The 23639-nt window shown below is 74.3% G+C and carries 21 protein-coding genes; 14 read left to right on the forward strand and 7 right to left on the reverse strand.

Annotated features, from left to right (window positions below):
• The first annotated feature begins 43 nt into the window (after positions 1-43).
• The 5 genes from ACZDWJ_RS17235 to ACZDWJ_RS17255 all read left to right on the forward strand — a co-directional run bounded on the left by ACZDWJ_RS17235 (position 44) and on the right by ACZDWJ_RS17255 (position 5382).
• Positions 44-670, forward strand: coding sequence for an ATP-binding cassette domain-containing protein (locus ACZDWJ_RS17235; protein WP_463522954.1), 627 nt, complete (start codon positions 44-46; stop codon positions 668-670).
• Positions 664-1395, forward strand: coding sequence for an ABC transporter ATP-binding protein (locus ACZDWJ_RS17240; RefSeq protein ID WP_463522956.1), 732 nt, complete (start codon positions 664-666; stop codon positions 1393-1395). The genes ACZDWJ_RS17235 and ACZDWJ_RS17240 overlap by 7 nt, the downstream gene beginning before the upstream one ends.
• Positions 1396-1457: 62 nt before the next feature.
• The gene (locus tag ACZDWJ_RS17245) at positions 1458-2990 is read left to right on the forward strand and encodes an ABC transporter substrate-binding protein (protein WP_463522958.1); all 1533 of its coding nucleotides are present in this window, start codon (positions 1458-1460) and stop codon (positions 2988-2990) included.
• A complete protein-coding gene (locus ACZDWJ_RS17250; RefSeq protein ID WP_463522960.1) occupies positions 2987-4717 on the forward strand; it encodes an ABC transporter permease subunit in 1731 nt (576 codons plus the stop codon). Before ACZDWJ_RS17245 ends, ACZDWJ_RS17250 begins: the two co-directional genes overlap by 4 nt.
• A 62-nt stretch (positions 4718-4779) precedes the next feature.
• On the forward strand, positions 4780-5382 hold the full coding sequence (locus ACZDWJ_RS17255; protein ID WP_463522962.1) for a uridine kinase family protein: 603 nt from the start codon (positions 4780-4782) through the stop codon (positions 5380-5382).
• Here the strand turns inward: ACZDWJ_RS17255 and ACZDWJ_RS17260 are convergent.
• A complete protein-coding gene (locus ACZDWJ_RS17260) occupies positions 5348-6433 on the reverse strand; it encodes an adenosine deaminase (protein WP_463522964.1) in 1086 nt (361 codons plus the stop codon). The genes ACZDWJ_RS17255 and ACZDWJ_RS17260 overlap by 35 nt on opposite strands.
• Before the next feature lie 35 nt (positions 6434-6468).
• On the opposite strand from ACZDWJ_RS17260, the gene ACZDWJ_RS17265 reads away from it, so the two are divergent.
• Genes ACZDWJ_RS17265 through ACZDWJ_RS17280 form a run of 4 tightly spaced genes read left to right on the forward strand, consistent with a single transcriptional unit; the run spans position 6469 to position 8973 of the window.
• A complete protein-coding gene (locus ACZDWJ_RS17265) occupies positions 6469-6924 on the forward strand; it encodes a MaoC family dehydratase (protein WP_463522966.1) in 456 nt (151 codons plus the stop codon).
• A 52-nt stretch (positions 6925-6976) separates the two neighbouring features.
• Positions 6977-7660: a hypothetical protein gene (locus ACZDWJ_RS17270; protein ID WP_463522968.1), complete on the forward strand. Its 684-nt coding sequence runs from the start codon at positions 6977-6979 to the stop codon at positions 7658-7660.
• 53 nt (positions 7661-7713) lie between these two features.
• On the forward strand, positions 7714-8730 hold the full coding sequence (locus ACZDWJ_RS17275; RefSeq protein WP_463522970.1) for an SPFH domain-containing protein: 1017 nt from the start codon (positions 7714-7716) through the stop codon (positions 8728-8730).
• Between the two features lie 33 nt (positions 8731-8763).
• On the forward strand, positions 8764-8973 hold the full coding sequence (locus ACZDWJ_RS17280) for a type II toxin-antitoxin system antitoxin (RefSeq protein WP_463522972.1): 210 nt from the start codon (positions 8764-8766) through the stop codon (positions 8971-8973).
• Here ACZDWJ_RS17280 and ACZDWJ_RS17285 read toward each other — a convergent pair.
• On the reverse strand, positions 8942-10228 hold the full coding sequence (locus ACZDWJ_RS17285) for a thymidine phosphorylase (protein WP_463522974.1): 1287 nt from the start codon (positions 10226-10228) through the stop codon (positions 8942-8944). The genes ACZDWJ_RS17280 and ACZDWJ_RS17285 overlap by 32 nt on opposite strands.
• 96 nt (positions 10229-10324) lie before the next feature.
• Positions 10325-10729: a cytidine deaminase gene (locus ACZDWJ_RS17290; protein ID WP_463522994.1), complete on the reverse strand. Its 405-nt coding sequence runs from the start codon at positions 10727-10729 to the stop codon at positions 10325-10327.
• A 238-nt stretch (positions 10730-10967) separates the two neighbouring features.
• Here ACZDWJ_RS17290 and ACZDWJ_RS17295 point away from each other — a divergent pair, with 238 nt between their 5' ends.
• From ACZDWJ_RS17295 to ACZDWJ_RS17310, 4 genes are all read left to right on the forward strand, one after another.
• Positions 10968-12071, forward strand: a complete 1104-nt coding sequence (locus ACZDWJ_RS17295) for a BMP family lipoprotein (protein WP_463522976.1) — start codon at positions 10968-10970, stop codon at positions 12069-12071.
• 95 nt (positions 12072-12166) lie between these two features.
• Positions 12167-13681 (forward strand): ABC transporter ATP-binding protein, encoded by a 1515-nt coding sequence (locus ACZDWJ_RS17300; protein WP_463522978.1) that lies wholly within the window; start codon positions 12167-12169, stop codon positions 13679-13681.
• A complete protein-coding gene (locus ACZDWJ_RS17305; protein ID WP_463522980.1) occupies positions 13678-14907 on the forward strand; it encodes an ABC transporter permease in 1230 nt (409 codons plus the stop codon). Before ACZDWJ_RS17300 ends, ACZDWJ_RS17305 begins: the two co-directional genes overlap by 4 nt.
• Complete coding sequence (locus tag ACZDWJ_RS17310; RefSeq protein ID WP_463522982.1) at positions 14904-16196, forward strand: ABC transporter permease; 1293 nt, start codon at positions 14904-14906, stop codon at positions 16194-16196. Before ACZDWJ_RS17305 ends, ACZDWJ_RS17310 begins: the two co-directional genes overlap by 4 nt.
• Positions 16197-16280: 84 nt before the next feature.
• Here the strand turns inward: ACZDWJ_RS17310 and ACZDWJ_RS17315 are convergent, their stop codons facing one another.
• The 4 genes from ACZDWJ_RS17315 to ACZDWJ_RS17330 are packed head-to-tail and all read right to left on the reverse strand — an operon-like array spanning position 16281 to position 22467.
• Positions 16281-17489: an amidohydrolase gene (locus tag ACZDWJ_RS17315; RefSeq protein ID WP_463522984.1), complete on the reverse strand. Its 1209-nt coding sequence runs from the start codon at positions 17487-17489 to the stop codon at positions 16281-16283.
• Between the two features lie 25 nt (positions 17490-17514).
• Positions 17515-18537: a methylmalonyl Co-A mutase-associated GTPase MeaB gene (meaB, locus tag ACZDWJ_RS17320; protein WP_463522986.1), complete on the reverse strand. Its 1023-nt coding sequence runs from the start codon at positions 18535-18537 to the stop codon at positions 17515-17517.
• Positions 18538-18544: 7 nt separating this feature from the next.
• Positions 18545-20710, reverse strand: a complete 2166-nt coding sequence (gene scpA, locus ACZDWJ_RS17325; RefSeq protein ID WP_463522988.1) for a methylmalonyl-CoA mutase — start codon at positions 20708-20710, stop codon at positions 18545-18547.
• The gene (locus ACZDWJ_RS17330; RefSeq protein WP_463522990.1) at positions 20707-22467 is read right to left on the reverse strand and encodes a methylmalonyl-CoA mutase family protein; all 1761 of its coding nucleotides are present in this window, start codon (positions 22465-22467) and stop codon (positions 20707-20709) included. The genes scpA and ACZDWJ_RS17330 overlap by 4 nt, the downstream gene beginning before the upstream one ends.
• A 186-nt stretch (positions 22468-22653) precedes the next feature.
• Here ACZDWJ_RS17330 and ACZDWJ_RS17335 point away from each other — a divergent pair.
• Positions 22654-23639, forward strand: a 986-nt coding sequence (locus tag ACZDWJ_RS17335) for a glycosyltransferase (RefSeq protein ID WP_463522992.1), incomplete at its 3' end; no start/stop codon positions are given.

A 23639-nucleotide genomic window follows, 5' to 3' on the forward strand; every position in this document is an offset into this window, starting at 1 on the left:
CGGATTTCACGTTCGCAACTGACAATCATTATCGTTCCCGTTCATGCGGGAGCGAGCACTGGACGTCACGGACCTCGGGGTCCGGCGCGGTGATCGCGTCCTGCTCGCCGGCGTCTCCCTGCAGGTGGAGGCCGGCGAGCGGGTCGCCGTGCTCGGCGCCTCGGGCGCCGGCAAGTCGCTGACCGCGGCGGCCGTCGCCGACGTCCTGCCGCCGGCCCTGCGCCGCACCGGCACGGTCCGCGCGGCCGGACCGGTCGCGCTGGTGCGCCAGGACTCCCACACCGCGCTGCACCCGCTGGTGCCCGTCGGCCGGCAGCTGGCGCTGCCCTGGCACGCCCGCGGCCACGAGCGCGCCGCGGCCCGCGCGGCCGCGGCCCGCACCGCCGCCGACCTCGACCTCGACGCCGACCTGCTCGAGCGGCTGCCCGGCGAGCTGTCGGGCGGCCAGCGTCAGCGCGCCTGCCTGGCCCTCGCCCTCGGCTGCGCGCCCGCCGTGCTCGTCGCCGACGAGCCCACCTCGGCGCTCGACCCGATCACCCGCGGCCAGGTGGCCGCGGCGCTGGGCACCGTGCCGGCCGCGGTGCTCCTGGTGACCCACGACCACGCCCTCGCCGAGCGGCTGTGCACCCGCGCCGTCGTCGTGGCCGACGGACGGCTCGTCCCGTGCTGAGGCTCGACGGCGTCACGGTGCGGCACCGTCGCGCCGCCGCGCCCGCCCTCGACCGGCTCGACCTCGCCGTCGAGGAGGGCGAGGCCGTCGCGCTCGTGGGACGCTCCGGCGCCGGCAAGTCCACCGCCCTGCACGTGGCCCTCGGCCTGCGACGCCCCGACGCCGGCGCGGTGACCTGGCGCGGCGAGCCGCTCCCCCAGGACCGCGCCGGGCTGCGCGCCTGGCGTCGTCAGGTGCAGCACGTGCCGCAGGACCCCGCCGGCAGCCTGAGCCCGCGTCGACGCATCGGCGCCACCCTCCACGAGCCGCTGCGCGCCCTGCGGGTGCCCGGCGACCACGACGCCCTCGTCCGCGAGGCGCTCGCCGCCGTCGACCTCTCCCCCGAGCTCCTCGGACGCCGTCCGGCCGAGATCTCCGGCGGCCAGGCCCAGCGCGTCGCCCTGGCCCGGGCGCTCGCCGTCGGCGCACGACTGCTGCTGGCCGACGAGCCGCTCTCCTCGCTCGACCCCGCGCTCACCGCCGACCTCCTCGGCCTGCTCGAGCGGCTGCGCCACGAGCGCGGCCTGGGCCTCGTGCTCGTCGCCCACGACCTGGCCGCGGTGCGCCGTCTGTGCGAGCGCACGGTCGTGCTCGAGGCCGGAGCCGTCGTCGAGCAGGGCGCCACCGCCCACGTGCTCGACACACCTCGGCATCCGCTCACCGCCGCGCTCGTCGCGGCCCCCTGATCCCAGCACCGCCCGGCACCACCCCAGCACCACCCCGACGCACCGACCCCGAGGAGCCTCCCGTGCGCCACCCCGTCCCCGTCTCCGTCCCCGCCCCCGTCTCCAGGCTCGTCCCCGGCCTCGCCCTGGGACTCTGCCTCGCCGGCGGCCTCACCGCCTGCGGCGGCGAGGCGACCTCCGCCGACTCCGACCGCATCCGGCTCGCGATGCTGCAGCCGCCGCGCTCGGGCCTCTCGCCCCTCAGCGACGACGCCTTCAAGCTCTCGCGCTGGAGCACCGCCGAGACCCTCGTGCAGCTCGACGCCGACGGCGTCGCGGAGCCGATGCTCGCGACCCGCTGGGAGCAGACCGCGCCCACCCGCTGGCGCCTGGACCTGCGCGGCGACGTCACCTTCCACGACGGCACCCCGCTCGACGCCGACGCCGTCGTCGGCTCGCTCACCGAGGCGGCGGGCGCCTCGCCGCTGCCCCGCGTGCTCGACGGCGTCACGCTGCGCGCTCGCGCCATCGACGACGACACCGTCGAGGTCACCACCGCCACCGAGGACCCCCTGCTGCCGCAGCGTCTCTCCAGCCCGCAGCTCTCCATCCTCGCCCCGGCGGCCTACGAGGGCTCGACCGTCGACCCCGTCGGCACCGGCACGGGCCCCTTCGAGCTGGTGTCGGTCGACGGCACCAGCGGCGCCCGCCTCGACCGCTTCGACGGCTACTGGGGCACCCCCGCGCAGGCCGGCGGCATCGACGTCTCCTTCGTCCCCGACGGCACCGCTCGGGGCGCGGCCCTGCGCACCGGCACCGCCGACGTGGTCGAGGCCGTGCCGGTGGGCCAGGCGGCCTCGCTGGACGCCGACCTGCTCCACGAGGTGCCGATGCCGCGCACCAACACGCTCTACCTCAACACCGAGAAGGGCCCGTTCGCCGACCCCGCCGTGCGCGCGGCCGCCCGCGCGGCCGTCGACCGCGCCCGGCTCGTGGCCGACGTCTACGAGGGCCGGGCCGACGTCGCCGAGGGCCTGCTCGGCCCGGCGCTGCCGTGGGCGGCCGACCTGCGCGACGCCGCGACCTACCAGCGCGCCCTGGCCGGGCGCCCCGCGGCGCGCACCGTCGACGGCGTGCGGATCACCCTCGGCACCTTCACCGACCGCGCCGAGCTGCCGGAGGTGGCGGTGCTGCTCGAGCAGGCCTTGGAGGAGGCCGGCTTCGAGGTGACCCAGGACGTCCGGGAGTACCAGTACATCGAGTCCGACGCGCTCGACGGCGCCTTCGACGCCTTCATCCTCTCCCGCGCCACGGTGCTCGACACGGGCGACCCGGTGGCCTACCTGACCAGCGACTTCACCTGCCGCGGCTCCTTCAACCTCAGCCAGCTCTGCGACGCGAGCGTCGATCGCGCCGTCCGTCGCACCGAGGCGACGCCCGCCGGGCCGCAGCGTCAGGCGGCGACGATGGCCGCCGAGGCCGCCGTCCTGCGCACCGACGCCGCGATCCCGCTGCTCCACGAGCGGGTCATCCAGGGCGAGTCGGGGGTCGCCGACGCCCTGCGGGACCCGCGCGAGCGCACGCTGATCGACGCCGCGACCCGCCGCACCCCGTGAGCGGAGCCTGGCTGCGCGCCGGCTCGCGGATCGGGGCGCTCGCGGGCGTCCTGGCCGGGGTCGGCGCGCTCCCCTGGCTGGCCGACCGCGATCCGGCCTACACCGTGCTGCGCGCCCGCTACGCCGACCGCGAGGCGACGCCGCAGGCGCTGGCCTCCGTGCGCGCCGACCTCGGGCTCGACGGCGGGCCGCTGGGCAGCCTCGCGACCTGGCTCGGCGGCGTCGTCCGGGGCGACCTCGGCACCTCGTGGGTGTCGGGGCGCCCGGTCGCGCCGAGCGTCACCGGCGCCCTGGGCGTCTCCCTGGAGCTGATGCTCGCTGCCCTGGGCGTCACCGTCGTGGTCGCGGCCCTCATCGCCGCTCCGACGCTGCGCGGCGTCGTCATCGGACGGGGTCGGCGTGGCTCTGGCCCGGCCGCCGCCGCGCTGACCGCGGTGCCGGAGTTCGTGCTCGCCCTGATCCTGCTGCTGGTCGTGGCGGTGTGGCTCGGCTGGGTGCCGCCCTACGGCTGGGGCACGCCGGCCCTGGCCGTGCTGCCGGCCCTCGCGCTGGGCCTGCCCGGCGGGGGCCTGCTCGGCCGTCTGCTCGCCGACGCCGTCGCCGACACCGCCGGCGAGCCCTGGATCGCCACCTGGCGGCTGGCCGGGACGCCCCGACGCACGCTGGCGCTGGCGGTGCTGCGGCGGGCCGCGCCCTCGGTGACCGGCCAGGCGGCCCTCGTGGTCGTCGGCCTCACCGCGGGCGCCGTGGCGGTCGAGGAGGTCTTCGCGATCCCCGGTCTGGGACGACTGCTGCTCGGCGCCGCCGCGGCACAGGACCTGCCGGTGCTGCAGGGCGGGCTCCTGCTCCTGCTCCTGCTCGCCCTCGGCGTCGGGGCGGCCGCCGGTCTGGCCCAGCGTCTGCTGCTCGGCCGGGCCGTGCGGCTCGGCTCCCTCCCCCGACCCGTCCCGACGCTCACCACCCGACGGCGCGACCTCGTCGTGCCCGGCGCCTGCCTGGCCGTCCTCGCGCTCGTCGTGGCGGTCGGGCTGCCACGCGACCCCGACGCCGTCGTCCACGGACGCCTCACCGCACCGTCGTGGTCGCTGCCGCTGGGCGCCGACGCCACCGGACGCGACGTGCTCGCACGCGTCGCCGACGGCACGGTGACCACGGTCGGCGTCGCCCTGCTCGTGACGGCGGCCTGCGTGGTCGTCGGCCTGCTGCTCGGCTGCCTGGGCGACCTGGCCGCCGGGCCCGTCGAGACGGCCAACGCGCTGCCGCCCGTGCTCGTCGGCCTGCTGGTCGTCGCCGTCACCGGCCCCTCGACGCTCGGCGCCGCGGTGGCCGTCGGGCTGGTGGCGTGGGCTCCCCTGGCCTCCCACACCGCCGCGCTGCTCACCGAGGCCCGCGCGCAGCCGCACGTGCGCCAGCTGCCGGTGCTCGGCGTCGGCCGCGCTCGCGCCCTCGTGGTGCACCTGCTGCCGGCCGTCGTCCCGGCCGTCGTGCGGCACGCGGCCCTGCGGCTGCCCGGCGTCGTGCTGGCCCTCACCGCGCTCGGCTTCCTGGGCCTCGGCCCCCGCCCGCCCGCGGCCGAGTGGGGCCTGGTGCTCGCCGACGGGACGCCCTACCTGGAGCGAGCGCCGTGGGTGGCGGGCGGGCCCGCGATCGCCCTGGTGCTCCTCGCGGTGGCCGCCGTCGCGGGCGCCGCGCTGAGCCGTCCGACGCGATCCGTCACCGGTCGCTGAGCCGCCACTGAGCCGCCACCCCGTGGCCGCCGCGGCCGGCGTCCTCTGAGAGGATTCCGGCCGTGCGTGCCCGGGTCGTCGTCCTCGCCGGCCCCTCGGGGTCGGGCAAGTCACGCCTGGCAGCCCGTCTCGGGCTGCCCGTGCTGCGCCTCGACGACTTCTACAAGGACGGCTCGGACCCGACGCTGCCGCGCATCGACCACGGCCCCAACGCCGGCATCGTCGACTGGGACCATCCCGACTCCTGGCTGGCCGAGGACGCCCTCGCGACGCTGCGCACGCTATGCCGCGACGGCGCAGCCGACGTGCCGATCTACGACATCGCGCAGGACGGCCGCTGCGGCTGGCAGCACCTCGATCTCGAGGGCTCCCCGCTGGTGCTGGCCGAGGGGCTCTTCGCCCAGGACATCGTGGCGGCGCTGCGCGCGGAGGGCCTGCTCGCGCGGGCGATCTGCCTGCGCCGGGCCCCGCTCACGACCTTCGTGCTGCGGCTGACCCGCGACCTGCGCGAGCATCGCAAGCCGCCGCTGGTGCTGGTGCGCCGGGGCCTCGACCTCATGCACGACCAGCGCCGCGTCGTCGCCGCCCAGGTGGCCGCCGGCTGCGAGCCGATGGGGCCCGAGGAGGCCCTCAGGGCCGTCCGAGCGCTGCGTACCCCGGCTTGACCACCTCGTCGATGATCGCCAGCCGCTCGTCGAAGGGCAGGAACGCCGACTTCATCGCGTTGACGGTGAACCAGCGCAGGTCGTCGGCGTCGTAGCCGAAGGCCTCGACGAGCGACCACATCTCGTCGGTCATCGAGGTGCGGCTCATCAGCCGGTTGTCGGTGTTGACGGTGACCCGGAACCGCAGCCGCGTGAGCAGTCCGATGGGGTGCTCGGCGATCGAGGACGCGGCGCCGGTCTGCACGTTGGAGGCCGGGCACAGCTCGAGCGGGATGCGCTGGTCGCGCACGTACGCCGCGAGCCGGCCCAGGGTGACGCTGCCGTCGTCGGCGACCTCGATGTCGTCGACGATGCGCACGCCGTGACCGAGCCGGTCGGCGCCGCACCACTGGATGGCCTGCCAGATCGAGGGCAGGCCGAACGCCTCGCCGGCGTGGATGGTGAAGTGGGCGTTCTCGCGCTGGAGGTACTCGAAGGCGTCGAGGTGGCGGGTGGGCGGGTAGCCGGCCTCGGCACCCGCGATGTCGAAGCCCGCCACTCCGCGGTCGCGCCAGGCCACCGCGAGCTCGGCGATCTCCCGCGAGCGGGCCTGGTGGCGCATCGCGGTGAGCAGCTGGCGGACGACGATCGGCTCCCCAGCCGGGGTGCGGGCCGCGGCCATGCCCTCGGCGAAGCCCTGGGCGACGGCCTCGATGACCTCGTCGAGGCTCAGGCCCTGCTCGACGTGCTGCTCGGGGGCGTAGCGCACCTCGGCGTAGACGACGCCATCGGCGGCGAGGTCCTCGACGCACTCACGGGCGACGCGGGTGATCGCCTCCGCGCTCTGCATGACGCCGACGGTGTGCTGGAAGGTCTCGAGGTAGCGCTCCAGGGAGCCGGAGTCCGCGGACTCCGCGAACCACGTCGCGAGCTCGGCCTCGGTGCCGGCCGGCAGCGCGTGGCCCGCGCGAGCGGCGAGCTCGAGCACGGTGCCGGGACGCAGCCCGCCGTCGAGGTGGTCGTGCAGCAGGACCTTGGGGGCTCGGGCGACGAGCTCGCGTGTAAGTTCCACCTGCCAATCCTTGCACCCCCGGAAGCGAGCCCCCGATGCGCACCTTCACCTCCTTCGACGACGTCGTCGCCGCGGCGAACACCGAGATCGGCACCACCGACTGGGTCGAGATCACCCAGGAGCGCGTGAACACCTTCGCCGACGCCACCGGCGACCACCAGTGGATCCACGTCGACGTCGAGCGTGCCGCGTCGGGCCCCTTCGGCGGCACCATCGCGCACGGCTACCTCACGCTCTCGCTGGTGCCCTACCTCGGCAGCCTCGTCTTCGCCCTCGACACCCCCGGCGCGAAGCTCAACTACGGCGTCAACAAGGTGCGGTTCCCGAACCCGGTGCGCGTGGGCAAGCGCGTGCGCGGCGTCGTCGCCTTCGGCGAGGTCACCGACCTGCCCACCGGCAAGCAGCTGATCATCCGCTACACCGTCGAGATCGAGGACGAGGCCAAGCCGGCCTGCGTCGCCGAGACCGTCGTGCTGCTGCTGGAGGGCTGAGCACCGCACCCGCGCAGGTGTGGGGTGGTGCCCCAGCGGGCATGGGGCAGGGGTGTCCCACCAGCTGGAGCTGAGCACGCCGCATCGGCCTGACACCGCGGTGGTCGTCGCGGCGTTCACCGACGCCTGGCAGAGCGCCGGACTGCCCGCACCCGCGGTCACCGGAACCCTCGAGGACGATCCGATGGTCGAGCTCGTCGACACCGCCGCCGACCGCCTCGCCGTCCAGATCCTGCGACCCCGCCGGGCCCCCGGCACCGTCGACCGGTGGCGCACCACCGTGCTCCTCGACTCCGCACCCCTGGCCACCGGCACCGAGCAGCAGGCCCACGCCACCCGCCTCGCCGCCAGCCTCGCCGCCCTGCACGACCTCGCCCGCCGTCTCGACGGCGACCTCCACGAGGAGGCCGCCCCGAACGCACCGACGCCTGACGGGCTCCTCGACCCCGCATCCACGCCGATTCCGCTCCTGGCCACCGTGATGCTCGACGTCCACACCCCCGGCGACCACGGCTGGCGCACCCTCCTCTCCGCGCTGCGCACCTGGGTCGGCCTCCTCCAGCTCACCCCCCACCCCGACGACGTCCACCACGACCACGACGCCTTCACCCACGCCCGCACCCTCGCCACCCACCACCTCGGACCCGACGTCTTCACCAGCACCCCCGGACCCACCCGACTCCCCCGCCTCCTCGACCTCGCCCACCGCGGCATCGTGCCCCGCCCCTCTTGGTGAATCAGCGCGCAAAGTGATATCACTTTGATAGATCACCGACTCGGGAGGAACCCATGAGCGAGCACCCCGTCCCCACGACCACCCCCGCCGACGACCGCGGAGCCGTCTCCGGCGCCGCGCGCGTCGACGTCGTCGAGCGCCCCGCCTGGGCCATCGGCGGCTGGCCGATGATGGGCCTGCTCCTGGTGGTCATCGCCGCGGCGGTGGGCGCCGGCGTCGTCACCGGCGAGACGACGGGTGGCGCGCAGGGAGCCGCGGGCGTCGCGACCGTCGTGCTGGCGATCCTCGCCTTCGTCCTGCTCACCGGCTTCGCGGTCGTCGCGCCCGGCGAGACCCGCGTCGTGGTGTTCTTCGGCAGCTACCTCGGCACCATCCGGCGCACCGGGCTGGCCTTCACCTGGCCGCTCACCGGCCGCACCAAGGTGCCGGTGCGGATCCTCAACTTCGAGACCGAGACCCTCAAGGTCAACGAGCGCAACGGCAGCCCCGTGCAGGTCTCGGCGATCGTGGTGTGGCAGGTCGACGACACCGCCCGCGCCCAGTTCGCGGTCGAGGACTACCACGCCTTCATCGAGAGCCAGGCCGAGTCGGCGCTGCGCCAGGTCGTCGCCCGCCACCCCTACGACCACCAGACCGAGCGGATCGCGGCCGTCGTCTCCTCCGAGGTGGCCGCCGAGACCGAGCCGGCCCACGACGACCCGGCCGCGGAGATCACGCTGCGCGAGGACGGCGGGGTGGTCGGCGAGGAGCTCGCCCGCGAGGTCAACGACCGCGTGCAGGTGGCCGGTCTCGACGTCGTCGAGGTGCGGCTCTCCAACCTCTCCTACGCCCCCGAGATCGCCGGGGCGATGCTCCAGCGGCAGCAGGCGCAGGCCGTGCTCGACGCCCGCCGCGTCGTCGTCGACGGCGCGGTCGGCATCGTCGCCGAGGCGCTCGACCGGCTCGAGAGCGAGAGCCGCATCGACCTCGACCCCGAGCGTCGCGCCTCGATGACCTCGAACCTGCTCACCGTCGTCGTCAGCGGCCACGGCGTGCAGCCGGTCGTCAACGTCGGCTCGCTCTACTCCTGAGGCCGGCCGAGCACCGAGCAGGAGGGAGGCGCCGTGCCCCGCGAACGACGCGAGCGCACCCAGGTGCTGCTGCGCATCGATCCTGCGCTCGCCGACGCCCTGCGCCGGTGGGCCGAGGACGAGATGCGCTCCACCAACGCCCAGATCGAGGTCGTGCTCCGCGACGCGCTGCGCCGGGCCGGGCGGCTGCCCGGCGCAGGAGGAGTGACGCTCAGGCGATCCGATCGATCACCAGCGGCGTGAGCGCCGGACGGCTGCCCTCGGGCACCACGTCGAAGCCGCCCTCGAGGGAGGCCAGCGCGCGCTCGAAGCGCTCCGGCTCGTCGGTGTGCAGGGTGAGCAGCGGCTGACCGGCGGTGACGACGTCGCCCGGGCGGGCGTGCCACTCGACGCCGGCACCGGCCTGCACGGCGTCCTCCTTGCGGGCCCGGCCCGCACCGAGGCGCCAGGCCGCCAGACCGACGGCCATCGCGTCGAGACGGGCCAGGACGCCGTCGGCGGGGGCGAGCACCACGTGCTGCTCGCGGGCGGTCGGGAGCGTCGCGTCGGGGTCGCCTCCCTGGGCCGCGATCATCCGGCGCCAGGCGTCCATGGCCGAGCCGTCGGCGAGGCGGTCGGCGGGGTCCACGTCGGTGACGCCCGCGGCCGCGAGCATCTCGCGGGCCAGCGCGAGGGTCAGCTCGACGACGTCGGCGGGCCCGCCGCCGGCGAGCACCTCCACCGACTCGCGGACCTCCAGCGCGTTGCCGGCGGTGAGGCCCAGCGGCGTCGACATGTCGGTGAGCAGCGCGACCGTGCGCACGCCGGCGTCGGTGCCCAGGGCCACCATCGTCTCGGCGAGCTCGCGGGCCGAGGCGACGTCCTTCATGAACGCGCCCGTGCCGACCTTGACGTCGAGCACCAGGGCGCCGGTGCCCTCGGCGATCTTCTTGCTCATGATCGAGGAGGCGATCAGCGGGATCGCCTCGACCGTGCCGGTGACGTCGCGCAGGGCGTAGAGCTTCTTGTCCGCAGGCGCCAGGCCGTCGCCGGCCGCGCAGATGACGGCGCCGACGTCGTCGAGCTGGGAGAGCATCTCGGCGTTGGAGAGCGCAGCGCGCCAGCCCGGGATCGACTCCAGCTTGTCGAGCGTGCCGCCGGTGTGGCCCAGGCCGCGCCCCGACAGCTGCGGCACCGCGACGCCGCACGCGGCGACCAGCGGCGCGAGCGGCAGGGTGATCTTGTCGCCGACGCCGCCGGTGGAGTGCTTGTCGGCGGTCGGGCGCGAGAGCGAGGAGAAGTCCATCCGCTCCCCCGAGGCGATCATCGCCGCGGTCCAGCGGGCGATCTCGGCGCGCTCCATGCCGTTGAGCAGGATCGCCATGGTGAGGGCCGACATCTGCTCGTCGGCGACGACGCCGCGGGTGTAGGCGTCGACCATCCAGTCGATCTGGCTGTCGCTGAGGCGGTGACCGTCGCGCTTGGCGGTGATCACCTCGATCGCGTCGTGCTGTGGCACGGCGTCTCCTTCTCTGGTTCCGGGGGCGGCGCCACGGTGGTGGCGGCCGCGGCGACCCTACGCGGACGGCGCGGGTCGGGCGAGGTCAGGCGAGGGTCAGGCGAGGGTCAGGTCGTCGGGGCCGAAGGCGTCGGGCAGCACCTCGGCCATGGTGCGCTCCCCTGCGGGGGTCAGGACGACGAGCGCGGGCCCGCCGTTCTCCCACAGCAGCTGCCGACAGCGGCCGCACGGCATGACGAGGTGGGCCTCCTGGCCCTCGGGCGAGCCGACGCAGACGAACCGGCGCAGCCGTCCGCCCCCGCCGAGGTGGAGGCTGCTCACCAGCCCGCACTCGGCGCACAGCGTGACGCCGTAGCCGGCGTTCTCGACGTTGCAGCCCGCCACGACCCGGCCGTCCTCGACCTCCGCGGCCGCGCCGACCCGGAACCGCGAGTAGGGCGCGTAGGCACGGCCCTGCGCCTCGACGGCGGCCGCCGTCAGCTCCGCCCACGCCGCGGGCACCTGTGCCGCCGTGGTCACCTGCGTGCTCACCGGTCCTCCTCAAGGCCGCGGACGGACGCCGCGGGAGCGCCAGCCTGTCCGACGTCGCGACGACGGACAAGCGTCCACACCTCACCGGCAGATGACGACTCGATAACCGTTCGCCCCGGAGACCTTGCGGGAGTCCCGCCGAGGGACCGGATTCGGTACGGTGCGCGCAGTCGTCCCCGCAGGAGCGGGACCAGACCTGGAGGAACACGTGAACAACATCCGGAAGGCCGTCGTCGGCGGCGTGGCCCTGCTGGCCGTCGCTCCCGCTCTCGCGGCATGTGGGGACGCCCCCGACTCGACGTCCGACGGCTCCGCCGCCAAGAGCGACTTCAAGCCCTGCATCGTCTCCGACGCCGGCGGCTTCGACGACAAGTCGTTCAACCAGCTGAGCTTCGAGGGCATCCAGGCCGCCGCGAAGAAGCTCGGCACCAAGGCCACCTCGGTGGAGTCCAACAGCGAGAACGACTTCGCCCCGAACCTCGAGAGCCTGGTCGGCGAGGGCTGCAACACCATCGTCACGGTCGGCTTCGCGCTCGCCGCGGCCACCAAGGAGTCGGCGAAGGCCAACCCGAACATCGAGTACGTCCTCATCGACGACGCCGCCGACGGTGGCGACGACGGCAAGACCTTCGACGGCAAGCCGGACGTCTCCAACATCAAGCCGCTCCTCTACGACACCGCCCAGGCCGCGTTCCTCGCCGGCTACGTCGCGGCCGACTACTCCAAGACCGGCGTCGTCGGCACCTACGGCGGTCAGCCGTACCCGACCGTCACGATCTTCATGGACGGCTTCAAGCAGGGCGTGGAGTACTACAACAAGGAGAAGGGCAAGAAGGTCAAGGTCGTCGGCTGGGACGGCAAGGACGGCTCCTTCACCGGCGGCTTCGACGCCAACCAGGCGGCCACCAACACCGCGGCGCAGATCATCGACCAGAACGCGGACGTGATCCTGCCCGTCGGCGGCCCGATCTACCAGGGCGCGCTCACCGCCATCGCCGACTCCGGCAAGGACGTCGCCCTCATCGGCGTCGACGCCGACCTCTACAAGACCGACCCGAAGACCCGCCCCGTGGTCCTCACCTCGATCCTGAAGAACATGGACGTCTCCACCGAGGAGGCCGTCGTGCAGGCCGGCGAGGGCAAGGTCGACTACACCCCCTACGTCGGCACCCTGGAGAACGACGGCGTGGGCATCGCGCCGTTCCACGACTTCGAGGGCAAGGTGTCCTCGTCGCTGGCCGGCGAGATCGACAAGATCAAGGCCGGCATCATCGACGGCTCGATCAAGGTGAACTCCTACCTCAACCAGTGAGTCATCCGGCACGCCCCGCGTGCCCCCGGAGGGTGGTCGACCTGATCGGTCGACCACCCTCCGTCCGCGTGTCCTCCACTTCCTAGGATCGCCCCATGCAGCTGGCCCTGCGCGACATCACCAAGCGCTTCGGCGCCCTCGTCGCCAACGACCACATCTCCTTGACCGTCGAGCCCGGTGAGATCCACTGCCTGCTCGGCGAGAACGGCGCCGGCAAGTCGACGCTGATGAACGTCCTCTACGGCCTCTACCAGGCCGACGAGGGCGAGATCGTCCTCGACGGCGAGGTCCGCCACTTCTCCGGCCCCGGCGACGCCATGTCGGCCGGCATCGGCATGGTGCACCAGCACTTCATGCTGATCCCCGTCTTCACGGTGGCCGAGAACGTGATGCTCGGCCACGAGTCCACCGGCTTCGCCGGCTCGCTGGACCTCGACACCGCGCGGGCCCGCGTCCGCGAGATCTCCGACCGCTTCGGCTTCCACGTCGACCCCGACGCCCTCGTCGAGGACCTCCCCGTCGGCGTGCAGCAGCGCGTCGAGATCATCAAGGCGCTCTCACGCGACGCGAAGGTGCTGATCTTCGACGAGCCCACCGCCGTCCTGACGCCGCAGGAGACCGACGAGCTGATGGCGATCATGCGCCAGCTGCGCGAGGCCGGCACCGCGATCGTGTTCATCACCCACAAGCTGCGCGAGGTCCGCGAGGTCGCCGACCGCATCACCGTGATCCGGCTCGGCAAGGTGGTCGGCGAGGCCGATCCCGCCGCCAGCAACGCCGAGCTCGCCGCCCTCATGGTCGGCCGGCCCGTCGAGCTCACCGTCCCCAAGGAGCCGCCGACGCTGGGCGAGGAGGCGCTGGTCGTCTCCGGGCTCACCGTCAGCGACGCCACCGGCACCGTTCACCTCGACGACGTCAGCTTCTCGATCCGCGCCGGCGAGGTGCTGGCGGTGGCGGGCGTCCAGGGCAACGGCCAGACCGAGCTCACCGAGGCCCTCGTCGGCCTGCAGGAGCACGTCTTCGGCTCGGTGCTCCTCGACGGCCGCGAGCTCGTGGGCCGCACCGTCCGCGACGTGCTCGAGGCCGGCGTGGGCTTCGTCCCCGAGGACCGCCAGGTCGACGGCCTGGTGGGCAGCTTCTCGATCGCCGAGAACCTCATGCTCGACCGCAGCAGCAGCGCCCCCTTCGTCAAGCGTGGCACCGTGCAGCGCGAGGAGCTCGAACGGTTCGCGAAGGCCAAGCTCGCGGAGTACGACGTCCGCGCCCCCAGCATCCACACCCAGGCCGCCAACCTCTCCGGCGGCAACCAGCAGAAGGTCGTCGTCGCGCGCGAGCTCTCCCGCGACCTGCGACTGCTCGTGGCGGCCCAGCCCACCCGCGGCGTCGACGTCGGGTCGATCGAGTTCATCCACAGCCAGCTCATCGCGACGCGCGACTCCGGGATCCCGGTGCTCGTCGTCTCCACCGAGCTGGACGAGGTGGTGGCGCTCGCCGACCGGATCATGGTGCTCTACCGCGGACGGATCGTCGGGATCGTCCCCGCGGACACCCCGCGCGACGTCCTGGGACTGATGATGACCGGAGAGCGACCGGCAGGAGTGACGGCATGACCACCGCCCAGCAGCAGGGCTCCCCCGCCCCGGAGCAGGAGGACGCCCCGCGTCCGCCCGACAACGGACAGTGGCATCACGTGATGCGCTCCATCACCACCGGCAACGCCCTCGTGGGCGTCCTCGCCGTGGTGCTGGCGGTGCTCGTCGGGTCGCTGCTGATCCTGCTCACCGACGACCAGGTGCGCTCGACGGCGGGCTACATCACCGCCCGTCCCAGCGACTTCCTCTACGCCTCGCGCGACGCCATCACCGGCGCCTACAGCGCGCTGTTCCGCGGCTCGATCTACAACACCCGGGCCACGGACTTCCAGACCGGCATCCGCCCGCTCACCGAGACCCTGAAGTTCGCCGGCCCGCTCATCGCGGCCGGCCTCGGCGTCGGCCTGGCCTTCCGCGCGGGCATGTTCAACATCGGCGGCCGCGGCCAGATGCTCATGGCCGGCGGCGCCGCCGGCTGGATCGGCATCCACGCCGACCTGCCCGGCCCGCTGCAGCTGATCCTCGGCGTCCTGGTCGGCATGGCCGCCGCGGCCCTGTGGGCCGGCATCGCCGGACTCCTCAAGGCCCGCACCGGTGCGCACGAGGTGATCGTCACGATCATGCTCAACTACGTCGGCTTCTACCTGCTCTTCTACGCCCTCTCCAGCCAGTCGCTGCTGCAGGCGCCGGGCACGGTGAACCCGAAGTCGCTGCCGATGGACCAGAACGCCGTCATGCCCAAGCTGCTCGGCGACCGGTTCAACCTGCACCTCGGCTTCGTGCTGGCGCTGGTGGCCGTCGCGGTCGTGTGGTGGCTGCTGAACCGCTCCTCGCTGGGCTACCGCTTCCGCGCGGTCGGCGAGAACCCGCACGCCGCGCGCACCGCCGGCATCGACGTCGGCCGCACCTACGTGCTCGCGATGCTCATCGCCGGCTCGCTGGTGGGCCTGGCCGGCGCCAACCAGGTGCTCGGCACCGTCCCGTCGGGCGTCTCCACCGACCTCGACGCCGGCATCGGCTTCGACGCCATCACCGTGGCGCTGCTGGGCCGCTCGAACCCGCTGGGGATCCTCGGCGCCGGCCTGCTGTTCGGCGCCTTCAAGGCCGGCGGCTTCGCCATGCAGGCCTCCGAGGGCATCCCGGTCGACATCGTGCTGGTCATCCAGTCCCTCATCGTGCTCTTCATCGCCGCCCCGCCGCTGGTGCGCGCGATCTTCCGGCTGCCGACCAAGGAGGCCAAGTGAGCCAGTCCAGCGCCCCGAGCGCAGCCCCGGACGTCGTCGCCGACGAGCCGACCGTCATCGCCGTCGTCAGTGCCAAGGCCACGGTGGTCCTCGGCGTCCTGACGCTGGCCTTCGCCGCCGCGCTCGCCTTCGCCGGCCAGCAGGGCGACACCACGTTCCGCCTCGCGGCGCCGAACGACTTCTTCGCCCTGCCCGAGGTCACCGTGCCCGGCCCCGGCACCGGCTGGATCGCCGTCGTCGTCATGGCGCTGATCACCGGCGAGTCGGCCCGCCGCCTCGTCGCCAAGCAGACGACCCCCGCCTGGCTGATCGCGATCTACGCCGTCATCGGCCTGATCGGCTTCCTGGCCTGGTCGGCCGCGGGCGGCACCATCCCCGTCGTCGGCCTCCTGGCCGGCTCGCTGCTGCTGGCCGTCCCGCTGGTCTTCGGCGCCCTCGGCGGCGTCCTCGGCGAGCGGGTCGGCGTCGTCAACATCGCCATCGACGGCCAGCTGCTGCTGGGCGCCTTCGCCGCGGCGATCGTCGGCTCGGTCACCGGCTCCACCTGGCTCGGCGTCATCGCCGCCATGGCCGCCGGCGCGCTGGTCGCCCTGATCCTCGGCGTCTTCGCGATCACCTACTTCGTCGACCAGGTGATCGTCGGCGTCGTGCTCAACGTGCTGATCGTCGGCATCACCAGCTTCATGTTCTCCCAGGTGCTCACCGCGAACACCGACACGCTCAACAGCCCGCCGCGGCTGAGCGCCGTCGCGGTCCCGGTGCTCGGGGAGATCCCGCTGGTCGGGCCGATCCTGTTCCGCCAGTCCCCGATCGTCTACCTGCTCTACGTCGCGGTCGCGGCGGTCACCTGGGCGCTCTACCGCACCAAGTGGGGCCTGCGCGTGCGCGCCGTCGGCGAGCACCCCAAGGCCGCCGACACCGTCGGCATCGACGTCAACCGCACCCGCTATCGCACCATCCTCCTGGCCGGCGCCATCGCCGGCGCGGGCGGCGCGTTCTACACGCTGGTCTCGGTGCAGGCCTTCAACCGCGAGATGACCGGCGGCGCGGGCTACATCGCGCTCGCGGCGGTCATCTTCGGCAAGTGGGACCCCATCCGGGCCACGCTGGCGGCGCTGCTGTTCGGCTTCGCCTCGAACCTGCAGGGCGTGCTCTCGGTGCTGGGCTCGCCCGTGCCGAGCCAGTTCATGCTGATGCTGCCCTACGTCGTCACGATCTTCGCCGTCGCCGGTCTCGTCGGCCGCTCCCGCGCGCCCGCCGCCGTCGGGCTGCCCTACCGCAAGGGCTGATCAGGTCACGGAGAGCTGGACGTCGTCAGGGGGAGCTTCCCCTGACGACGTCCAGCCTCCCCGGACATCCGGGGAGACTGCCCCTCAGCGCAGCGCTCGCACGGCGGTCTCCGCGAGGATCCGGGCGCCCAGGCCGATGGCGCGCTCGTCGACGAGCAGGTTGCCCTGGTGGAGGTCGTAGGTGGGGCCGCCGGGGCGACGCACGCCCAGGCGCGCCATGGCGCCGGGGACGCGGGTGAGGTACCAGCCGAAGTCCTCGCCGCCGAGGCTCTGCGGCACGGTGGCCTGGCCCGTGGGGCCGAGGACGGAGAGGGCCGACTCCCCGAGGAGCGAGGTGGCCAGCGCCTCGTTGACCACCGGCGGCACGCCGCGCTGGTAGTCGACGATCGCGTGGACGCCGTAGGGCCGCACGATCTCCTGGACGACCTCGCGCACCAGCGGCTCGCACTCCGACCACGCATCGGCGTCGAGGATGCGCACGGTGCCGGCGACGACGCCGCTCTCGGGGATCACGTTGGCCGCGGAGCCGGCCTCGATGCGGCCCCACACGACGCTGACGCCCGCGCGCGGGTCGATGCGGCGGCTGACGATGGCCGGCAGCTCGGTGGTGACCTTGGCCAGCGCGAAGGTGAGGTCCTCGGTGAGGTGGGGGCGCGAGGTGTGGCCGCCGGTGCCCTCGAGGCGCACCTCGAGGTGGTCGGCGGCGCTGGTGAGCGCGCCGGTGCGCAGCCCGAGCCGGCCGACGTCGACGGCGGGATCGCAGTGCAGCGCGAAGATCCGCTCGACGCCGGCGAGGGCGTCGAGGCCGAGCAGGTGCACCGCTCCCCCGGGCATGACCTCCTCGGCGGGCTGGAACAGCAGCCGGACGGCGCCGGGGAGCTCGCCGCGATCGTGCGCCTCGGCGAGCGCGAGGCCGGCACCGAGAAGCGCGGTCGTGTGGACGTCGTGTCCGCAGGCGTGCGCGACGCCGGGCACGGTGCTGCGCCAGGACTCCTCGACGAGGTCCTCGATCGGCAGGGCGTCGAGGTCGGCGCGCAGGGCCACCGAGCCGCGTCCGGGGGCGGGCTCGCCGAGGTCGGCGACGACGCCGGAGCCGGTGGTGGGCAGCACCCGCCAGCCGGCCTGGGCCAGGCGGGTGGCGACGAGCTCGGAGGTGCGGTGCTCCTCCCACGAGAGCTCGGGGTGGGCGTGCAGGTCGCGACGCACCGCGACGAGCTCGTCGGCGTGCTTCTCGACGACGGCGGCGATGGTGCCGGCGGCGGGCAGGGAGCGGTCGGGATCGTGGGAGGACATCGCCTCCCAGGGTAGTCCCGTCGCCTCAGGCGCCCGGGGCGTCGTCCAGGGCGTCGCTCGGGGCGGGGGCGCCGTCGAAGGCCGCGAGCAGCCGGTCGGCGGCGACGGTGGCCGGCAGGTCGCCGGCCAGCACGGCCGCGCGGACGTCCTCGCGCACCTCGCGCACGCCCGGGGAGTGCCGCAGCCGCTGGTCGAGCTCGTCGCGCACCAGCGCCCAGGTGAACTCCAGCTGCTGCTCGGCGCGCTTGCGGCGCAGCCCGTCCTCGCCGAGGAACTCGCGGTGGCCGAGGATCCGCTGCCAGAGGTCCTCGACGCCGACGTCGGTGAGGCCCGAGCAGGTGACCACCGGCGGCGCCCACTCGTCGTGGCCGCGCACCAGGCGCAGCGCGCCGGCGAGCTCGCGGGCGGCGCCGCGGGCCTCCTGCTCGCGGTCGCCGTCGGCCTTGTTGACCGCGACGACGTCGGCGAGCTCGAGGATGCCCTTCTTGATGCCCTGCAGCTGGTCGCCGGTGCGGGCCAGGGTGAGGAAGAGGAAGGTGTCGACCATCCCCGCCACGGTCACCTCGGACTGCCCGACGCCGACGGTCTCGACGAGCACGACGTCGTAGCCGGACGCCTCGAGCACCGCCATCGCCTGCACGGTGGCCCGGGCGACGCCGCCGAGGGTGCCCGCCGACGGCGAGGGCCGGATGAAGGCGCCGGGGTCGGCGGAGAGCCGGCCCATGCGGGTCTTGTCGCCGAGCACCGAGCCGCCGGTGCGCACGCTGGAGGGGTCGACGGCGAGCACCCCGACGCGATGGCCGGCGGCGGTCAGCCGCGAGCCGAGGGCCTCGATGAAGGTGGACTTGCCGACGCCGGGCACGCCGGAGATGCCCACGCGCACGACACCCTCCCCGGCACCACCGCCCTCCGCGGCGAGCGCGGTGAGCAGCTCGCGGGCGAGCACGCGGTGCTGGGGACGCGACGACTCCACGAGGGTGATGGCGCGCGAGACCGCCGCGCGCCGTCCCTCCCGGATGCCGTCGAGGAGCTCCTCGACCGAGGGCATCGAGCCCTCAGTGACCCAGCTGCTCGCGCAGCTTGGCCAGGAGGTCGAGGGCGGACTCCGCGATCACGGTGCCGGGCAGGAACACCGAGGCGGCGCCCATCTCCTTGAGCGTCGCGACGTCGTCGGGCGGGATGACGCCACCGATCACCATCATGATGTCGGGGCGACCCTGCTCGGCGAGGGCGTCGCGCAGCGCGGGCAGGAGCGTGAGGTGGCCGGCGGCCAGCGAGCTGACGCCGACGATGTGCACGTCGGCGTCCACGGCCTGCTGGGCGACCTCCTCGGGCGTGGAGAACAGCGGCCCCACGTCGACGTCGAAGCCGAGGTCGGCGAAGGCGGAGACGATGACCTTCTGGCCGCGGTCGTGGCCGTCCTGGCCCATCTTCGCCACGAGGATGCGCGGGCGGCGGCCCTCGGACTCCTCGAACGCGGCGGTCTCGGAGAGCACCTGCTGGATGAGGGATCCGCCGTCCTCGCCCAGGGCCGACTCGTCGCGGTACACGCCGGAGATCGTACGGATGACGGCCTGGTGGCGGCCGTAGACCTTCTCCATCGCCTCGGAGATCTCCCCGACGGTGGCCTTCGCGCGGGCGGCGTCGACGGCCAGCGCGAGGAGGTTGCCCTCGAGCCCCTGACCGGTGCCCCGCTCGGCGGCGTTGGTGAGCGCCTCGAGCGCGGAGCGGACGGCGTCGTCGTCGCGCTCGGCGCGCAGCCGCTCGAGCTTGGCGATCTGCTGGCGGTAGACCGAGTCGTTGTCGACCTTGAGGACCTCGAGCGGGTCCTCGGCGGCGAGCCGGTGGGTGTTGACGCCGATGACGCTCTGCAGGCCGGCGTCGATGCGGGCCTGGGTGCGTGCGGCGGCCTCCTCGATGCGCATCTTCGGGATGCCCTGCTCGATGGCCTTGGCCATGCCGCCGGCGGCCTCGGCCTCCTGGATGTGGGCCCAGGCGCGCTCGGCGAGGTCGTGGGTGAGGCGCTCGATGTAGTAGGAGCCGGCCCAGGGGTCGATGGTGCCGGTGGTGCCCGACTCCTGCTGCAGCAGCAGCTGGGTGTTGCGGGCGATGCGCGCGGAGAAGTCCGTGGGCAGCGCGATGGCCTCGTCGAGGGCGTTGGTGTGCAGCGACTGCGTGTGGCCCTGAGTGGCGGCCATCGCCTCGATGGCGGTGCGGCCGACGTTGTTGAACACGTCCTGCGCGGTGAGCGACCAGCCGGAGGTCTGGGAGTGGGTGCGCAGCGAGAGCGACTTGGGGTTCTTCGGGTCGAACTCGCGCACCAGGCGGGCCCACAGCGCGCGGGCGGCGCGCATCTTGGCCACCTCCATCGCGAAGTTCATGCCGATGGCCCAGAAGAAGGAGAGGCGGGGGGCGAACGTGTCGATGTCGAGGCCGGCGTCGAGGCCGGCGCGGATGTACTCCACGCCGTCGGCCAGCGTGTAGGCGAGCTCGAGGTCGGCGGTCGCCCCGGCCTCCTGCATGTGGTAGCCGGAGATCGAGATCGAGTTGAAGCGGGGCATCCGCGCCGAGGTGAAGCTGAAGATGTCGGAGATGATCCGCATCGACGGCGCGGGCGGGTAGATGTAGGTGTTGCGGACCATGAACTCCTTGAGGATGTCGTTCTGGATGGTCCCCGCGAGCTGCTCCGGCGCCACCCCCTGCTCCTCGGCCGCCACGATGTAGAGGGCGAGCACCGGCAGGACGGCGCCGTTCATGGTCATCGACACCGACATCTGGTCCAGCGGGATGCCGTCGAAGAGGGTGCGGGTGTCGTAGATGGAGTCGATCGCCACGCCCGCCATGCCGACGTCGCCGCGCACGCGTGGGTGGTCGGAGTCGTAGCCGCGGTGGGTGGCGAGGTCGAAGGCCACCGAGAGGCCCTTCTGGCCGGCCGCGAGGTTGCGGCGGTAGAAGGCGTTGGACTCCTCGGCGGTGGAGAAGCCGGCGTACTGACGGATGGTCCACGGCTGGGTCGTGTACATCGTCGGGTACGGGCCGCGCAGGAACGGGCTCAGGCCCGGCAGGGTGTCGAGGCCGTCGAGGCCGGCGAGGTCGTCGGCGGTGTAGAACGGCTTGACCTCGATGCCCTCGGGGCTCTGCCAGCCCTCCCCCGCGCTGTCCGGGGCGGACGCGGCCGAGCCGCCGACCGCCGTGCCACGGAAGCTCTTCGGAACCGTCATGCCAGGGCCTCCCGGGTGCGGTGGAGGAAGGCGAGGGCGTCGACGCCCAGCGCGCAGGAGTCATCGGCGTACTCGGTGGCCTTGCCCGCGATGATCACGCGGGAGGCACCGGCGGAGCGGAGCGCGGCCGCGGCGGCCTCGCCCCACTCGGCGTAGGCGGCGTCGGCGCCGGCCAGGCACACGACCGGCTGGCCGGCGTAGGCGGCGACGAGGTCGTCGGGCGAGGCGGTGGCGCCCACGACGTCGACGGCGACGCCGCCCGCGGCCAGCAGGTTCGAGGCGAACGTGGCGCGGGCGGTGTGCGCGGCGATCGGACCGAGCGTCGCGAGGAAGACGTGCTGGGCCGGCGGGGCGGCGCGCAGCGCCTCGTAGCTGGCACCGTAGGAGCGGACGGCGTCGAAGGCGCCGTCGGGCTCGCGCTGCAGCAGCTCCTCGGCGAGGTTCGGGAACTCCGAGACGCCGGTCAGCGGGCGCTTGCGGGTGGCGACCTGCTTCTCGCGGGCCTCGACTGTGGCCTCGACCAGCGGCGCGACGGCGGCGTCGAGGTCGCCCTCCTGCGCCGCAGCGTCGAGCTCGACGAAGACGTCCCACGCCCTCTGCGCGAGGTCGTCGGTGAGCCGCTCGACGGCGTAGGAGCCGCCGGCGATGTCGCCGACCTTGCCCAGGTGGGCCTCGTCGATGAGCAGGTGGCTGGTGTTGCGGGCGATCCGGCGGCCGAACGCCTCGGGGCGGCCGAGCGGGGCGTCGAACGGCAGCACCGTGACGGCGTCGGCGCCGCCCACGCCCGCGGCGAACGCGGCGACGGTGGTGCGCAGCATGTTCACGTAGGGGTCGTAGGCGCTCATCATCGGGCGGCTGGTGATCGCGTGCACCCGCTGTGCGGTCCCGGCGGCGTCGGCGGCGCCGGAGAGCTCGAGCACCCGCGCCCAGAGGCGGCGCACGGCACGGAGCTTGGCGATGCCGGGGAACTGCTCGTCGGTGACGGCCAGGCGCAGCTCGACGAGCGGGGCGGCCGCAGCGGCGTCGACGCCGGCCTCCTCCAGCACGCGGAGGGCGCGGACGCCGGCGGCCAGCACGTAGGCCAGCTCCTGGGCGTCGGAGGCGCCGCGGTCGTGCACCGCGGTGCCGTCGACGACGACGCCGAGCACGCCGGCCTCCTGTGCGAGCCGAGCCACGGCGACGAGGTCGTCGGCCGCGGCGAGGGCGCTGACCCCGAGGTTGGTGCCGGCGGCGGGCTCCGTGCTCTCCAGGTGGGCGAGGAACGCCCGCGCGGCCGCCACGGGGGCGTCCGGCGCGTCGAGCACCACCGGGGCGAGGTCGAGGTACACCCCCGCCAGGACGGCGGCGAGGTCGGTGTCGGCGTCCGCGCCGAGCAGCACGGAGGTGACGCCGCCCTCGAGGTCGGCCAGCACGGTCTCGTTGACGGCGGCGGCCGCGACGCCGCGGGCGTCGACGTGGCTGCGCACGTCCCAGGGGCCGACGCGGGTCGGGCGACCGGAGGTCGTGAGCCCCTCGAGGTCGGCGGCGGTGCCCAGGGGCGTGACGGCGATGCCGTCGAGCGTCGTGCGCGTGAGGCGGTCCCAGACGGCGGAGTCCGCGTCGTCCTCGCCGAGGCGCCGGGCCTTGCGGAGGACGGCCGCGGCCTGGGCCTCCCAGTCGGCGAGCGTCCAGCGGTCCTCGGGACCGGCCAGGCTCAGACTGCCCTGATCGGGCGCCAGTGCGGCCGGCTCGGCCAGGCCGCCGTCGATGTCGGTCATGCTCGCACCCTAGAGAACCTGACACCGCCGCTGTCAGAGACCCCGTCAGATGAGATGCGGACCACCTCCTCAGGGGAGACCCGGACGAGGGCCGCACCGGGATCTCGGCGCGGAGTTCACCGGACCGTCGCCCGAGGCTCGCCCGACGGACGCCGGGACCGCCCCGGGGGCCGCGATCCTGCGACCATGCGGATCCTCCTCGCCACCGAGGCCTTCTACCCCGCCGTCGACGGCACCACGACGACGCTCAAGGCCACAGCCGACCGCCTCATCGACCTCGGGCACGACGTCGCGATCGTCGCGCCCGGCCCCGGCCTGCGCGACTACCGCCGCGCGCCGATCACCCGGATCAGCCCCCTCGGCAAGCTCGGCGCCCAGGTGCGCGGGGCCATCGAGGCCTTCGCGCCCGACGTCGTCCACGTCACCAGCCCGGCCCTGACCCCCGCCGGCGTCGGTCGTCGCGCCCTCAAGCAGGCGCGGGCCCTCGGCGTCCCGACGCTGGTGGTGCAGCAGTCCGTCGTCCCCGACCTCGCCTGGGAGATGTGGCGCTCGCGCGTCGCCGCCCGCGCCGACGCCGTGCTGGTCACCGCCCCGTGGATGGCCTCCCGGATGGCCGGCCTCGGGCAGGAGACGGGGCTGTGGGAGCCCGGCGTCGACACCCGCGCCTTCACCCCCGCCCTGCGCGACGACTGGCTGCACGACTCGTGGTCGCGCGCCCGCTCCGCCGGCGGCCCCCGCGTGGTCGTCGGCTTCGTCGGCAGCCTCCACCGCCGTCACGGCGTCCGCTCGCTGGCGGCGCTGGCCGACCTGCCCGGGGTGCGGCCGGTCATCGTCGGGGACGGACCGCAGCGCGACTGGCTCGCCGACCGGCTCCCCGGCGCCCGCCTCACCGGCACCCTCGGCACCGGCGACCTCGCCGTCGCGATGGCCACCTTCGACGTCCTGGTCCACCCCGGCACCCAGGAGACCTGCTGCCACGCCCTGCGCGAGGCCTCGGCCAGCGGCCTGCCGATCGTGGCGCCGCGGGCCGGCGGCGCGCGCTCGTGGGTGCGTCCGCTCGAGACGGGTCTCCTCTACGACCCCGAGGACGAGCACGGCCTCGTGCGCGCCGTCCACGCGGTCGCCTCGGACTCCCGTCGCGACCTCCTCGGCGCCGAGGGCCGCCGCCGGGC

The organism is Nocardioides sp. B129/18, assembly GCF_055282735.1.